13 protein-coding genes are annotated in these 13,969 nt (G+C 71.2%); 11 read left to right on the forward strand and 2 right to left on the reverse strand.

Going from position 1 to position 13,969, the window contains the following annotated elements; all coding sequences use genetic code 11:
* Positions 1–477: 477 nt before the first annotated feature.
* The 7 genes from IH54_RS0120435 (at position 478) to mqnP (ending at position 8,673) form a co-directional block, all read left to right on the forward strand.
* Positions 478–1,803 (forward strand): hypothetical protein, encoded by a 1,326-nt coding sequence (locus IH54_RS0120435; RefSeq protein ID WP_078862381.1) that lies wholly within the window; start codon positions 478–480, stop codon positions 1,801–1,803.
* Positions 1,804–1,909: 106 nt separating this feature from the next.
* Complete coding sequence (locus tag IH54_RS0120440; RefSeq protein WP_031518755.1) at positions 1,910–2,521, forward strand: TlpA family protein disulfide reductase; 612 nt, start codon at positions 1,910–1,912, stop codon at positions 2,519–2,521.
* A 1-nt stretch (position 2,522) separates the two neighbouring features.
* On the forward strand, positions 2,523–3,299 hold the full coding sequence (locus tag IH54_RS0120445) for a cytochrome c biogenesis CcdA family protein (RefSeq protein ID WP_234343657.1): 777 nt from the start codon (positions 2,523–2,525) through the stop codon (positions 3,297–3,299).
* A gap of 4 nt (positions 3,300–3,303) precedes the next feature.
* Positions 3,304–5,070 carry a cytochrome c biogenesis protein ResB gene (resB, locus tag IH54_RS0120450; RefSeq protein WP_052397677.1) on the forward strand — a complete coding sequence of 589 codons (1,767 nt, stop codon included), beginning with the start codon at positions 3,304–3,306 and terminating at the stop codon, positions 5,068–5,070.
* Positions 5,067–6,185, forward strand: a complete 1,119-nt coding sequence (gene ccsB / locus IH54_RS0120455) for a c-type cytochrome biogenesis protein CcsB (protein WP_031518761.1) — start codon at positions 5,067–5,069, stop codon at positions 6,183–6,185. The genes resB and ccsB overlap by 4 nt, the downstream gene beginning before the upstream one ends.
* Before the next feature lie 36 nt (positions 6,186–6,221).
* Complete coding sequence (locus IH54_RS0120460; RefSeq protein WP_031518763.1) at positions 6,222–7,673, forward strand: menaquinone biosynthesis decarboxylase; 1,452 nt, start codon at positions 6,222–6,224, stop codon at positions 7,671–7,673.
* Positions 7,674–7,749: 76 nt separating this feature from the next.
* Positions 7,750–8,673, forward strand: coding sequence for a menaquinone biosynthesis prenyltransferase MqnP (gene mqnP, locus IH54_RS0120465; protein ID WP_031518766.1), 924 nt, complete (start codon positions 7,750–7,752; stop codon positions 8,671–8,673).
* A 42-nt stretch (positions 8,674–8,715) separates the two neighbouring features.
* Here mqnP and IH54_RS0120470 read toward each other — a convergent pair whose 3' ends face one another.
* Positions 8,716–9,861: a hypothetical protein gene (locus IH54_RS0120470; protein WP_031518769.1), complete on the reverse strand. Its 1,146-nt coding sequence runs from the start codon at positions 9,859–9,861 to the stop codon at positions 8,716–8,718.
* Between the two features lie 198 nt (positions 9,862–10,059).
* On the reverse strand, positions 10,060–10,662 hold the full coding sequence (locus tag IH54_RS0120475) for a rhomboid family intramembrane serine protease (protein WP_052397678.1): 603 nt from the start codon (positions 10,660–10,662) through the stop codon (positions 10,060–10,062).
* A gap of 264 nt (positions 10,663–10,926) precedes the next feature.
* Here IH54_RS0120475 and IH54_RS0120480 point away from each other — a divergent pair, with 264 nt between their 5' ends.
* From IH54_RS0120480 to IH54_RS0120495, 4 genes are read left to right on the forward strand one after another with little or no spacing between them, the layout of a single operon-like run.
* A complete protein-coding gene (locus tag IH54_RS0120480; RefSeq protein ID WP_043181689.1) occupies positions 10,927–11,589 on the forward strand; it encodes a UbiX family flavin prenyltransferase in 663 nt (220 codons plus the stop codon).
* Positions 11,590–11,639: 50 nt separating this feature from the next.
* A complete protein-coding gene (locus tag IH54_RS0120485; RefSeq protein WP_052397679.1) occupies positions 11,640–12,128 on the forward strand; it encodes an Lrp/AsnC family transcriptional regulator in 489 nt (162 codons plus the stop codon).
* A 42-nt stretch (positions 12,129–12,170) separates the two neighbouring features.
* On the forward strand, positions 12,171–13,334 hold the full coding sequence (gene mqnE, locus IH54_RS0120490; protein WP_031518776.1) for an aminofutalosine synthase MqnE: 1,164 nt from the start codon (positions 12,171–12,173) through the stop codon (positions 13,332–13,334).
* A gap of 46 nt (positions 13,335–13,380) precedes the next feature.
* Complete coding sequence (locus tag IH54_RS0120495; protein WP_031518779.1) at positions 13,381–13,902, forward strand: GNAT family N-acetyltransferase; 522 nt, start codon at positions 13,381–13,383, stop codon at positions 13,900–13,902.
* The last annotated feature ends 67 nt before the right edge of the window (positions 13,903–13,969 follow it).

The following is a 13,969-nucleotide window of genomic DNA, read 5'->3' on the forward strand; positions in this document are numbered from 1 at the left end:
ACCCACCGGCCGGTGGTCCGGTACGGACCGTACTGCCCCTTCGGGTCGGTGACGACCCGCGCCCCGGTGGGGGCGGGCCGCGCAGTTCCCCGCGCCCCTAAAAACGCTCGCCCGGCGCGGTAGCGCGAGACGCTTGCCCGGCGCGGCAGCGCAAAACGCTCACCCCCGCGGCAGGCGCAGCCTGAATACGCTCGCCCGGCGCGGCAGCGGAAAACGCTCGCCCGGCGCGGCAGCGGAAAACGCTTGCCCGGCGCGGCAGCGCGCAACGCGCGCCCGGCGGCGCAGCCGCATGCTCCCGGGGGAGTCGGCTGCCTCCCCCGGGAGGGGGAAGGAGGGCCGCCGTATGGGGGTAATTAATAGGATTTGACCACAATCACATAAAGCGTGAGGAACGTGTGGACGGCAAGGCGGGCGTCCACACGCAGTCCCGCCCGAGCCGCACGGCAAGTGCATCGTGCCGAGAGACGGGACCCGCGCATGAGTGGAATGAGCCGAAGGAGTCTGCTGGCGACAACCGCGGGGGCCGCGGCCGGGCTGGCCGTCGCGGGATGCGGGGCGGGGAAGAGCGGCACGGGCGATGCGCGGCGGACGGGGGAGCCGTCGAGGGCGAGCGGGGCGCATGCCCCGACGCGGACGGTGACGCTCATCGGGGACGGGTCCACCGCGCACACGGGCGCGCAGCCGTACCAGCCGGCGGTCGACCGGCTGGAGCCCGGGCAGACGCCGCCGCAGTTCGTGGTCTTCTCGTGGGACGGTGCGGGCGAGGTCGGCAACGGGCTCTTCCCGAGGTTCCGCAAGCTCGCCTCCGACCACGGCGTGTCCATGACGTTCTTCCTGAGCGGGCTCTACCTGCTCCCGGAGGACAAGAAGCTGGACTACGCCCCGCCCAACAGCCCCCGCGGCGCCTCCGACATCGGCTACCTCGCGGACGACCACCTGCGGATGACGCTCGACAACATCCGGCAGGCGTGGCTGGAGGGCCACGAGATCGGCACCCACTTCAACGGCCACTTCTGCACCGGCTCCGGCAGCGTCGGGCGCTGGACCCCCGCGGACTGGAAGAGCGAGATCGACCAGGCCAAGGACTTCGTGACCACCTGGAAGACGCGGACCGGCTGGCACGGCGAGGAGCCGCTGCCCTTCGACTACGAGAAGGAGCTGGTCGGCGGCCGCACCCCGTGCCTGCTCGGGCAGAACAGCCTGCTCCCGACGGCGGCGGCGCTGGGCTGGCGGTACGACGCCAGCTCGCCGGGCGGCAACCAGACCTGGCCCTCGAAGAAGCTGGGCCTGTGGGACTTCCCGCTGCAGCTCATCCCCTTCCCCGGGCACACCTTCGAGGTGCTGTCGATGGACTACAACATGCTGGCCAACCAGTCGCACGCGGCGACGCAGTCCGACCCGCGCAACTACCCGTACTGGCGCGAGCAGGCCACGCAGTCGTACATCGCCGGCTTCGAGCGCGCGTACCAGACGAACCGGGCGCCGTTCTACATCGGCAACCACTTCGAGGAGTGGAACGGCGGGATCTACATGGACGCGGTCGAGGCGGCGTTCACGTACATCGCGGCCGCCGGGCACGACGACGTGCGGATGGTGTCCTTCCGGCAGCTCGCGGACTGGCTGGACGCGCAGGAACCGGCGGTGCTGGAGCGGCTGCGCGGGCTGGAGGTGGGGGAGAAGCCGTCACAGGGCTGGAAGGAGTTCATGACCCTGCCCGCGCCCAAGTCCCCGCCCAAGTCCCCGCCCGGGCCCGCCCCCGAGCCGGCGGGCACCACCGCGTCGCCGCCCGCCCCCGTCGTCTAGCGGACGCCGCGGCCATCACCTGGTCCTTACTTGGGGCGATTGCCGCTTTTGGTGCCGGTGTCGGGGGTGTGGAAGATCGCCCCGGGGCCCATGCGAAACTTTTCACATGAGTCCTACCCGCGCCTCCCGGCGCCGTACGCCGCGCCGCGCCGCGGCGCTCGCCTGTGTCGCGGCCGTGGCGTCGCTGCTGAGTGCGTGCTCGTCGTCGAGCGGGTCCACGTCGTCCAACGGCTCGAACTACGTCAGCGGCGCCGGCACGATCACGTACGTCAAGGCCGGCGACCGCAAGGCGGCGCCCGAGCTGGCGGGCTCGACCGTCGACGGCGGGCACGCGGACCTGGCGGCGTACAAGGGCAAGGTCGTCGTCATCAACATCTGGGGCTCGTGGTGCGCGCCCTGCCGCGCGGAGGCGCCGCACATGGCGTCGGTGTCGCAGGCCGACGCGTCCAAGGGCGTGCAGTTCCTCGGCATCAACACCCGCGACCTCGACCGGTCGCCCGCGCAGCGGTTCGTGGAGCACTACAAGATCGGCTACCCGAGCCTGTACGACCCGGCCGGGAACCTGATCCTGAAGTTCCCCAAGGGCAACATCAACCCGGCGTCGCTGCCCGCCACGCTGGTCGTCGACCGGCAGGGGAAGATCGCCGCGCGGGTCCTCGGAGCCCTCACCGAGGACGGGCTCAACGAGATGATCGACAAGATCGTCGCGGAGAAGTGACGTGGGCGGCAACGGCACGCTGACCGCGCTGGCGTTCGACCAGACGCACACGGTCCTGACCGGTGCGCTGCTCGCCGCCATACCGATCGCGATGCTCGCCGGCCTCATCTCGTTCTTCTCGCCCTGCGTGCTGCCGCTCGTGCCCGGCTACCTGTCGTACGTGACCGGTGTCACCGGCACCGACCTCGGCGAGGCCCGGCGAGGCCGGACGCTCGCGGGCGCGGCGCTGTTCGTGTTCGGCTTCAGCGCGGTCTTCGTGTCCGGCGGGGCGCTGTTCGGCAATTTCGGGCAGACGCTGCTGGTGCACAAGGACGTGCTGACCAAGATCTTCGGCTCGCTGACCATCGTGCTGGGCCTGGCCTTCATGGGCATGGTCGGCGGGGTCACGCAGCGCGAGTTCCGCTTTCACGTCCGGCCCACGATGGGGCTGGCCGGGGCGCCGCTGCTCGGCGTGCTGTTCGGACTCGGCTGGACGCCCTGCGTCGGGCCGACCCTGACGGCCGTCAACACGCTGGCCTTCAGCGACGCGAGCGCGGTGCGCGGCGCGGTGCTGATGGCCTTCTACTGCGCCGGGCTCGGCGTGCCGTTCATCGTGGCGGCCATAGCTTTCCGCCGTACGCTGGGCGCCTTCGCCTGGGTCAAGCGGCATTACGCGTGGGTCATACGGACCGGCGGAGTCATGCTCGTGGCGGTCGGCGTCCTGCTGGTCACCGGAGTGTGGGACCACATCACCTACCAGATGCAGATCTGGTCGAGCGGATTCACCCCAGGGGTCTGAACCCATGAGCATCACGGAGAAAACCGGGAACGCCGGGACGGACGGGAACGCCCCCGGCACCGCCCGGCCCGACGGCGACGACCTCGGCGCGGCGGGCGCCCAGCTGAGCACCGCCCCCGCCGACAGCATCGACGAGGTGCCGGGGCTCGGGGTGCTGGGCTGGCTGCGCTGGATGTGGCGGCAGCTGACCTCGATGCGGATCGCGCTGATCCTGCTCTTCCTGCTGTCGCTCGCGGCGATCCCCGGCTCGCTCATCCCGCAGCACAACGACCAGCTCAAGGTCGACGCCTTCAAGGCGCGGCACACCGTGCTGGCGCCGCTGTACGAGCGGCTCGGCCTCTTCCACGTCTACAGCTCGCCGTGGTTCTCGGCGATCTACATCCTGCTCTTCGTGTCGCTCGCGGGCTGCATCGTGCCGCGCACCTGGCAGTTCGTCGGCCAGCTGCGCGCCCGCCCGCCGGCCGCACCGCGGAACCTGACCCGGCTGCCCGCGTACAGCACCTGGCGCACCGACGCGAGCCCGGCGGAGGTGACCGAGGCGGCCCGCAAGGTGCTGCGCGCGCGCCGCTTCCGCACCAGCGTGACCGGCACCTCGGTCGCGGGCGAGAAGGGCTACCTGCGCGAGTTCGGCAACCTGCTCTTCCACGTCTCGCTGTTCGGCCTGCTGGTCGCCTTCGCGCTGACCTCGCTGGAGAAGGCCGAGGGCGGCAAGCTGGTCGTCGAGGGCGACGGCTTCGTCAACAGCCTGACGCAGTACGACGACTTCAGCGGCGGCACCTGGTACGGCGCCGACGACCTCCAGCCCTTCGGCTTCAAGCTCGACAGCTTCGAGTCGAAGTACGCCACGAGCGGCCCGGAGAAGGGCACGGCCCTCAAATTCCAGGCGAACATCCGCTACTACACCGGCACCGACGACTCGAAGACGACCAAGGGCACGATCTCGGTCAACCACCCGCTGAGCATCGGCGGCGAGAAGGTCTACCTCATCTCGCACGGCTACGCGGTCAAGGTCACCGTCACCGACGGCCAGGGCAACGTCACGCACACCACCGTGCCGTTCCTGCCGCAGGACTCCGCGCTCACCTCGGTCGGCGTCATCAAGATCCCGGACGCGATCGGCAAGGACGGCAAGGAGGACCAGCTCGGCTTCCGCGGCATCTTCGCCCCGACCTTCGCCACGAGCAAGACACTCGGCATGTACTCGACCTTCCCGACGCCGCAGAACCCGCGGCTGGCCCTCAACGCCTTCCACGGCGACCTGGGCCTGGACGCCGGTCTCCAGCAGAACGTCTACAAGCTCGACGAGACGCACCTGAAGCAGTTCAGGAACGCGGACGGCTCCCCGCTGTCCGACCTGCTCGGCGTGGGCGACACCATGAAGCTCCCGGACGGCGCCGGCACCCTGCGGCTCGACGGCGTCGCGACCTGGGCCAGCTTCACCGTCTCCCACCAGTCCGGCAACCTCGGCGCCCTGGTCAGCGGGATCGGCGCGATCCTGGGCCTGGCCGGCTCGCTGTTCATCCAGCGCCGCCGGATCTGGGTGCGGGCGAGCGCCGGGAAGGACGGCGGGACGGTCGTCGAGCTCGGCGGCCTGGGCCGCAGCGAGTCCGCGCGGATCGCCGACGAGCTGGGCGACGTGGCCGTCCACATGCTGCCCGACGCGCCCGTCACGCCGGAACCCGGCGGCGACGGGGGCGACGGCGCGCCACCACCCGGATCCCAGTCAGGACCTGACACCACAGCGACCGACGACGAAGGAGCGCGCGCGTGAACATCGCGGCCGCGGTCAACGAGAACTTCGCGAACTACAGCAACTACATGATCCGCTCGGCGATGTTCGTGTACGCGCTCGCCTTCCTCGCCCACCTCGCCGAGTGGGTCTTCGGCGGACGCAGCAAGGTCGCGGTGCAGTCCGCCGCGCTCACTGCCGAGGCGAGCGCCGAGCAGGCCGCGGCCGAGGCGGCCGAGGCGGCCCGCAGGAAGGCGGCGCAGCAGGTCACGGTCAAGACCGCGGGCGGCACCGTCACGCTGGAGCGCCCGGCCGTCGTCACCCGCGCCTCGGCGAGCGACCGCGGCATGGAGGACGGCCCCGGCGCCGCGGGCGGCGACGAGAAGGGCGACCTCTACGGCCGGATCGCGGTGTCCTTCACGGTGCTCGCGTGGCTGCTGCACGCCGGCGGCGTCGCCTTCCGGGCCGCCTCGGTGGAGCGCGCCCCGTGGGGCAACATGTACGAGTTCTCCACCACCTTCGGCGCGGTCGCCGTCGGCATGTACCTGGTTCTGCTCGCGCTGCGCAAGAACGTCCGGTGGATCGGCCTGTTCCTGACCACCACGGTGCTGCTGGACCTGGGCCTGGCCCTGTCCGTCCTCTACACCAACAGCGAGCAGCTGGTCCCGGCGCTGCACTCGTACTGGCTGTGGATCCACGTGTCGTGCGCGATCATCTCCGGCGCGATCTTCTACCTCGCGGCCGTGGGCACGCTGCTCTTCCTCTTCCGCGACCGCTACGAGGTCGCGGTCGCCGCGGGCAAGGACAGCAACGGGCGCTGGGGCGACATCATGCGGCGGCTGCCGGCGGCGGCGACGCTGGACAAGTTCGCGTACCGGATGAACGCACTGGTCTTCCCGCTGTGGACGTTCACCATCATCGCCGGCGCGATCTGGGCGCAGGCCGCGTGGGGCCGCTACTGGGGCTGGGACCCCAAGGAGACCTGGGCGTTCATCACCTGGGTCGCGTACGCCTGCTACCTGCACGCGCGCGCCACCGCGGGCTGGAAGGGCCGCAAGGCCGCCTACCTGGCCCTGATCGCCTTCGCGTGCTTCCTGTTCAACTACTACGGCGTCAACATCTTCGTCAGCGGCAAGCACTCCTACGCCGGGGTCTGACCCGGCGCCGCCGGGCGGGATGCGAGACTGGGGCCCATGGCTTACGACGATCTCCGCTCGTTCCTCCGGGCACTGGAGAAGGAGGGCGACCTGCGGCGGATCACCGCCGAGGTCGACCCGCACCTGGAGGTCGGCGAGATCACCGACCGGGTCAACAAGGCCGGCGGCCCCGCACTGCTCTTCGAGAACGTGCGGGGCTCGGCCGCGCCGCTCGCGATGAACGTCTACGGCACCGACCGGCGGCTGCTCAAGGCGCTCGGCCTGAAGTCCTACGCCGAGATCAGCGACAAGATCGCGGGGCTGCTCAAGCCCGAGCTGCCGCACGGCTTCGTCGGGGTCCGGGAGGCCTTCGGCAAGCTGTCCGGGATGCTCCACGTGCCGCCGAAGAAGGTCAAGGACGGGCCCGTCCAGGAGGTCGTGCTGACCGGTGACGACGTCGACCTCGACGCCCTCCCGGCGCTCTTCACCTGGCCGCAGGACGGCGGGTCCTTCTTCAACCTGGGCCTGACCCACACCAAGGACCCCGAGACGGGTGTGCGCAACCTCGGCCTCTACCGGCTCCAGCGGCACGACCGGCGCACCATCGGCATGCACTGGCAGATCCACAAGGACAGCCGCAACCACTACCAGGCCGCCCAGCAGCGCGGCGAGCGGCTGCCGGTCGCGATCGCCTTCGGCTGCCCGCCCGCCGTGACGTACGCGGCGACCGCGCCGCTGCCCGGCGACATCGACGAGTACCTCTTCGCGGGCTTCGTGCAGGGCAAGCGGGTCGAGCTGGTCGACTGCAAGACCGTGCCGCTCCAGGTGCCCGCGCAGGCCGAGGTCGTCGTCGAGGGCTGGCTGGAACCCGGCAGGACGCTGCCGGAGGGGCCGTTCGGCGACCACACCGGCTTCTACACCCCGCAGGAGCCCTTCCCCGCGCTCACCGTCGACTGCGTGACGATGCGGAAGAAGCCCGTCCTGCAGTCGATCGTGGTGGGCCGGCCGCCGACCGAGGACGGGCCGCTGGGCCGCGCCACCGAGCGCTTCTTCCTGCCGCTGCTGAAGGTCATCGTCCCGGACATCGTCGACTACCACCTCCCGGAGGCGGGCGGCTTCCACAACTGCGCGATCGTCGCGATCGACAAGAAGTACCCGAAGCACGCCCAGAAGGTCATGCACGCGGTGTGGGGCGCCCACATGATGTCGCTGACCAAGCTGATCATCGTGGTGGACGCCGACTGCGACGTCCACGACCTGCACGAGGTCGCCTGGCGGGCGCTCGGCAACACCGACTACTCCCGCGACCTCACCGTCGTGGAAGGACCCGTCGACCATCTGGACCACGCCTCCTACCAGCAGTTCTGGGGCGGCAAGGCCGGGATCGACGCGACCCGCAAGCTGCCCGAGGAGGGCTACACGCGGGACGGGGGCTGGCCGGAGATGGTGCTCTCCGACCCGGAGACGGCCGAACGGGTGACCAGGCGCTGGAAGGAATACGGTCTGTGATGCGATCACCGATGATGAACGCACGTCGAGCCGGGGATGCTCTCCGCATCCGCGGAGGTGCGCCGGAGTACGGCCTGTGAGCGCGGACACCGCGACCCCGGATCTCGTCGGACCCGGCCCCCGGCCCGACGGCAGGGTGCGGGCCTTCCTGCGGCTGGTGATGATCGAGCACTCGGTCTTCGCCCTGCCCTTCGCCTACACCGCGGCGCTCACCGCGATGTTCCGCGAGGACGGCCGTGTGCACTGGGGCGAACTGCTGCTGGTCACCGTGGCGATGGTGGGCCTGCGGACCTTCGCGATGGCGTGCAACCGGATCATCGACCGGGAGATCGACGCCCGCAACCCGCGCACCGCGACCCGTGAACTCGTCACCGGCGCCCTGTCGGTACGCACCGCGTGGACGGGCGCGCTCGTGGCGCTCGCGGTCTTCCTGGGCGCGGCCGCGCTGCTCAACCCGCTGTGCCTGGCGCTCGCACCGGTCGCGGTCGTGCCGATGGTCGTCTACCCCTACGGCAAGCGCTTCACGAACTTCCCGCACGCCGTCCTGGGCCTGGCCCAGGCCATGGGCCCGATCGGGGCGTGGCTCGCGGTGACCGGCTCGTGGTCCTGGCCCCCCGTGGTCCTGGGCCTCGCGGTCGGGGTGTGGATCGGCGGCTTCGACCTCATCTTCGCCTGTCAGGACGTGGCCGCCGACCGCGCGCACGGCGTGAAGTCGGTCCCCGCGCGCTTCGGCATTCCGGCGGCCCTGCACGGCGCCCGCGGCAGCCATGTCGTGACCACCGCGCTGCTCGTCTGGTACGGCGCCCTGACCGGTGCCGGGGGCTTCTGGTGGACGGGCCTGGCGGTCGTCGCCGGGGCCTTCCTCTACGAGCACTCCATCGTCCGGCCGCACGACCTGAGCCGGCTCAACCGGGCGTTCTTCACCGTCAACGGCGTCATCGGCATCACGCTCTTCGCCTTCGCGCTGTGCGACCTGCTCGCGCGCGGCCTCGGCGGCTGAACCACCGGGGCCGCGCGCGGGGGCGGCTTCCCGCGTCCGGACTCAGAGGTCGCTGAAGTCGCCGAAGTCGCCGCTGTCGTCGGCGCTGCCGGAGCCGTCGTCGGACCCGCCGAGCTGGGACATGACCAGGCCCATCAGGTCCTGCGGGTTGAGCTGCTGGGCGCCGGAGGGCGCGCTGACCGGGCCGGCGTCGCCGTCGATCGACAGGTCCAGCGGCAGCTTGCCGTGGATGGTGTCGTCGAGCTGCGCGAGGTCGACGGTGATGTGGGTGAGCTTGCCGCCCTTGATGGCGAGGTCCACGTCGACCGTCTTGTTCGGGACGTCGTTCAGGTCCTTGGTCACACCGCCGGGCAGCGACTTGGAGAGCGAACCGAGGCCGCTCTGCAGGTCCTTGACGAGGGCGCGGGCCGGGATGGACGCCCGGATGTGGTCCGCGCCGTCCGTCGTGCCGAGGTCGGTGAGCTTGGCGTCGCGGGTGAGCGAGGCGCGCAGCGGGGCGACGAGCTGCGTGACGCTCTTGTTCGCGAGGTCGGTGGGCAGCGCGGTCGGCAGGCCGCCCGGCAGGCCGAGGCCGGCCAGCGGGTCGTCACCGGAGCTGTCGGAGCTGCCGGAGTCGCCGGAGGAGTCGTCGCCCGCGCCCAGGGACTTGAAGAAGTCCTCGAAGCCCTTCGGGTCCAGCGACACCCAGCCGCCCTTGACGAGCTGCTTGACGGAGGCGAAGTTGGACGGCATCTGGTCCGCCGACCCCACGACGCTGTTCAGTTCCTGGAGGTCCTTGTCGGACGGGTCGAGCTTCGCGATGGCCTTCAGGTCGACCTTGACGTAGAGCTTCTCGTCGACCACCCGCAGGCCGACGAGCGCGGTGCCGTCCTTGCCGCCGGAGGCGCCGGAGGCGAAGGTGAGGCCGAGGTTGCCGCCCTTGTCGCCGTTCTTGAGCTGGGCGAAGGGCTTGTCGGCGCTCATCGCGGCGCTGATCCTCAGGCCGGCGAGCATCGTGGCGTCGGACAGGTCGAAGTCGTCCTGGTCCTTCATCGCCGCGTAGATCTGCTGCGCCGAGCCGTCGAAGGACAGTCCGACGGTGACGGACTTCTGGTCGCCGAGGTTGGTGAACGCGTTGGTGACCTTGCCCTGCGGGGTGCTGGGCTCGTCGTTGCCGCAGGCGGCGGCGCCCGCGGTTATCAGCGCCACGACTGCGGCGGCGGCAAGACCCTTGCGGATGCTGTTGATGTCGAACTCCTCGTTCGCCGCCGGGCACTTCCGTACCCGCGGACTTTGCGCAATCTTGACTGAAGGTTACCTGTGCAGGCGCTGTGCTCTCGACGGTGTATGTGTGCCGATGTGAGGCTCTCCGGCTGCCGGGATCCGGCAGCCGGAGGAGCCGCTCCGTCAGGGGGCCTGCGCCGCCGAGCGGTCGCGGAAGAGGAACGCCGCCGCGACGCCGCCGACCAGACCGAACAGATGCGCCTGCCAGGACACCCCGGTGGCCGTCGGCAGCACACCCCACAGGATCGATCCGTAGAGGACGCCGACGATCAGGCCCACGATCACGTCCAGCGCCCGGTGGTCCACGAAGCCGCGCACGACCAGATAGCCGAACAGGCCGAACACGAGCCCGGACGCGCCGAGCGTGACGCTGTGCGCGGGCGCCGTCAGCCACACGCCGAGCCCGCTGACCACCATGACCGTCAGGGCCACCGCGAGGTAGCGGGCTATGCCGCTGAGCGCGGCGATGAAGCCGAGCACGAGCAACGGCAGGCTGTTGGACATCAGATGGGAGAAGCCGACGTGCAGGAAGGCCGCCGGGACGATGTCCAGCAGCTCGCTGCCCTGCCGCGGGGTGATGCCGTAGGTGTCCAGCCGCTGACCGCTCAGCGCGTTGACCACCTCGATGCCCCACAGCAGCGCGAGCCAGCCGCCCATGAGGATGCCCGCGGCGGCCACCCGGCCGCCGGCCCGCACGGGGGCGAGCAGCGCGCCCGAGACGCTCATGACCGCCTCCCGCCGTCCGCGGTGTGTCCGTGACCCACGGCCATCCCCCTGACTCCCCCGACCGTCTCCCGGCTGCCTCCCGACGGCGGCCGTTGCTCCCTTTACTCCTGGAAGACGCGGGCGACCCCCGCCGGGTTCCCTCCGCGGCGGCCCTTCGGCGCGCCGGTTACCCTCGTCGGCGTGGACGACGACCAGCACGGGGAGCAGCGCGGGGAGCCGCAGGGGGACGGGAAACCGCAGGCCGGACCGCCCCGCGTCCCGTGGGTGGTGGGCGTCTCCGGCGCGTCGGGGACCCCGTACGCCGCCGCCGTGCTGCGCGCGCTGCTGGCCGCGGGCGAGGACGTCGACCTCGTCGTGAGCCGCGCCGCCCGGCTCACCCTGCTGGACGAGACCGGCGGGCCCTTCCGCGACGCCCACTGGCGCGCCGACCTCGCCCGGCTGCTCGCCCGCGGGGCCGACGGCGACCCGGCCGCGTACCCCGTGCCGGACCTGGAGCGGGTACGCCACTGGCCGGCCGGCGACCTGGCCGCCGGGCCGTCCTCCGGCTCGTACCCGGCGCGGGGCATGCTGATCGTGCCGGCCAGCACCGCGTGCGTGGCCGGGGTGGCGCTCGGGCTGTCCAAGGACCTGCTGCAGCGCGCCGCGAGCGTGACCCTCAAGGAGCGCCGCCCGCTGGTCGTGGCGGTGCGCGAGACGCCGCTGAACGGCCAGACGCTGCGCCACCTGGTCGCCCTCGACGACGCCGGGGCCGCGGTCCTGCCCGCCTCGCCTGCCTTCTACACCGGTGCCGCGCACATCCAGGACCTCGTCGACTTCGTCGCCGGCCGCGTCCTGGACGCCGCCGGGGTGCCGCACACCCTCTACCGCCGCTGGCGAGGGGGCCTCGGACAGGCACATGCGCAGGGCGCGGGCCCCGCCATGCCTTAGATTCGTGTCCAGACAGCGCAGTCGCGGTGCGAACAGGAGGGTCCCCCCTGATGGACGCGGTGGACAGACAGCTCATCCAGGCGTTGCGTGAGAACGGCCGGGCGTCGTACGCCGAACTGGGCCGGCTGGTGGGGCTGTCCGGCCCCAGCGTCACCGACCGCATCAACCGCCTGGAGCAGGCCGGGGTGATCACCGGCTACCGCGCGACGGTCGCCCCGGCCGCGCTCGGCCTCGGCGTGACCGCGCTCGTCGGTCTCCAGCTCAGCGACGCCGCCGACCACGAGGACGTCGCCGAGCGGCTGCGCACCCTGGACGAGATCGAGGACTGCTGGTTCATCGCCGGGGACGACTCGTACATGCTCAAGGTCCGGGTCAACGACGTGGACGGCCTGGAGGCCACCATCCGCCGGCTGTCCGGCACCAAGGGCGTGGCCCGCACCCGTACCACGATCGTGCTGTCCACGAAGTGGGAGAACCGGGTCGGCGCACTTCCCGAAGAGCCGGTGGGGGCACCGCTCGGCCGGAAGCCGGGGGAGTAGTGTCGGACGCCGGGCGGTCGATCCCGGCAGGAGGAGAAGCACATGGACGCGGGGCTCAAGCGGGAGCTGGAAGAGAAGGTCTACGCGGGTGAGCGGCTGACGCGCGAGGACGGCATCGCCCTCTACGAGTCCGACGACCTGGCGTGGCTCGGCGGGCTCGCGCACCACGTGCGGACGCAGAAGAACGGCGACGTCGTCCACTTCAACGTCAACCGCCACCTCAACATGACGAACGTGTGCACCGCCTCGTGCGCGTACTGCTCCTTCCAGCGCAAGCCGGGCGAGAAGGACGCGTACACCATGCGCATCGAGGAGGCCGTCCGGCTGGCCAAGGCCATGGAGGGCGACAACCTCACCGAGCTGCACATCGTCAACGGCCTGCATCCCACGCTGCCCTGGCGCTACTACCCGCGGTCGCTGAAGGCCCTCAAGGAGGCGCTGCCGCAGGTCTCGCTCAAGGCCTTCACCGCCACCGAGATCCACCACTTCGAGACCATCTCCGGGATGTCCGCCTCCGACATCCTCGACGAGCTGATCGACGCGGGCCTGGAGTCCCTCACCGGCGGCGGCGCGGAGATCTTCGACTGGGAGGTGCGCCGGCACATCGTGGACCACCGCACCCACTGGGAGGACTGGTCCCGCATCCACCGGCTGGCGCACTCCAAGGGCCTCAAGACCCCCTGCACCATGCTCTACGGCCACATCGAGGAGCCCCGGCACCGCGTCGACCACGTGCTGCGGCTGCGTGAGCTGCAGGACGAGACCGGCGGCTTCCAGGTCTTCATCCCGCTGCGCTACCAGCACGACTTCGTGGACATGAAGGACGGCAAGGTCCGCAACACCCTCCAGGCCCGCACCACGATGGCCACCGGCGCGGAGGCGCTCAAGACCTTCGCCGTCTCCCGGCTGCTCTTCGACAACGTGCCGCACGTCAAGGTCTTCTGGGTCATGCACGGCCTGTCCACCGCGCAGCTCGCCCTCAACCACGGCGCGGACGACATGGACGGCTCGGTCGTCGAGTACAAGATCACCCACGACGCGGACGACTACGGCACCCCCAACAAGCTCACCCGCGACGACATCCTCGACCTCATCCGCGACGCGGGCTTCCGCCCGGTCGAGCGCAACACGCGCTACGAGATCATCCGCGAGTACCCGGGCCCGGACGACTCCCGGCGCGACTCCCCGCAGCCCATGCGGGTGTGACCCGCCTCACGGGGACCCGGCTCCGCGTAATGGTTACTCTTCATTCATGACCCTTACGTGCGAACTGGACCCCGTGCTGGACGACGCGCTCCGCGAGGACGTCCTCGCGCTCTGGGCGGACGTGACCAACGCGGGCGGCGCGGTCGGCTTCGTGCCGCCCGTCACCCCCGAGGACATCCGCCCCACCCTCGACGCCTCGCTCGCCGCGGTCGCGGCCGGCCGCCGCCGGCTGCTCGTCGGCCGCGACGAGGACGGCCGGGTGGCCGGCACGGTCTTCCTCGCCTTCAACGAGCACCGCCTCATGACGCACTGGCTCTGGCTCTACACGGTCATGATCCATCCCCGCCACCAGGGCCGCGGCCACGGCCGCGAGCTGATGGCGGCCACCGAGGCCGCCGCCCGCACGTTCCCCGGCATCGAGGCGATCCGCCTCACCTGCCGGGGCGGCACGGGAGTCGACACCTTCTACGCCGGGTGCGGCTACAAGGAGGTCGGCCGCGTCCCCGGCGCGATCCGCGTCGCCCCGGGCGACGACCGCGACGACATCGTGATGCTCCTGGCCCTCTGAGGCCCTTGCGCGACAAGCGGGTTCGGGGGGCCGCCCCCGGCGGAGGGGGAGCGGCGTGCTTCACTGG

The organism is Streptomyces sp. NRRL F-5123 (genome assembly GCF_000721495.1).
GTDB lineage: Bacteria > Actinomycetota > Actinomycetes > Streptomycetales > Streptomycetaceae > Actinacidiphila.

What these genes read in the sequence shown, in the direction of transcription:
- IH54_RS0120435 (WP_078862381.1), top strand. Translation starts at nt 478, where the DNA reads ATGAGTGGAATGAGCCGAAGGAGTCTGCTGGCGACAACCGCGGGGGCC.
- IH54_RS0120440 (WP_031518755.1), top strand. Translation starts at nt 1,910, where the DNA reads ATGAGTCCTACCCGCGCCTCCCGGCGCCGTACGCCGCGCCGCGCCGCG.
- resB (WP_052397677.1), top strand. Translation starts at nt 3,304, where the DNA reads ATGAGCATCACGGAGAAAACCGGGAACGCCGGGACGGACGGGAACGCC.
- IH54_RS0120460 (WP_031518763.1), top strand. Translation starts at nt 6,222, where the DNA reads ATGGCTTACGACGATCTCCGCTCGTTCCTCCGGGCACTGGAGAAGGAG.
- IH54_RS0120475 (WP_052397678.1), bottom strand. Translation starts at nt 10,662, where the DNA reads ATGAGCGTCTCGGGCGCGCTGCTCGCCCCCGTGCGGGCCGGCGGCCGG.
- IH54_RS0120485 (WP_052397679.1), top strand. Translation starts at nt 11,640, where the DNA reads ATGGACGCGGTGGACAGACAGCTCATCCAGGCGTTGCGTGAGAACGGC.
- mqnE (WP_031518776.1), top strand. Translation starts at nt 12,171, where the DNA reads ATGGACGCGGGGCTCAAGCGGGAGCTGGAAGAGAAGGTCTACGCGGGT.
- IH54_RS0120495 (WP_031518779.1), top strand. Translation starts at nt 13,381, where the DNA reads ATGACCCTTACGTGCGAACTGGACCCCGTGCTGGACGACGCGCTCCGC.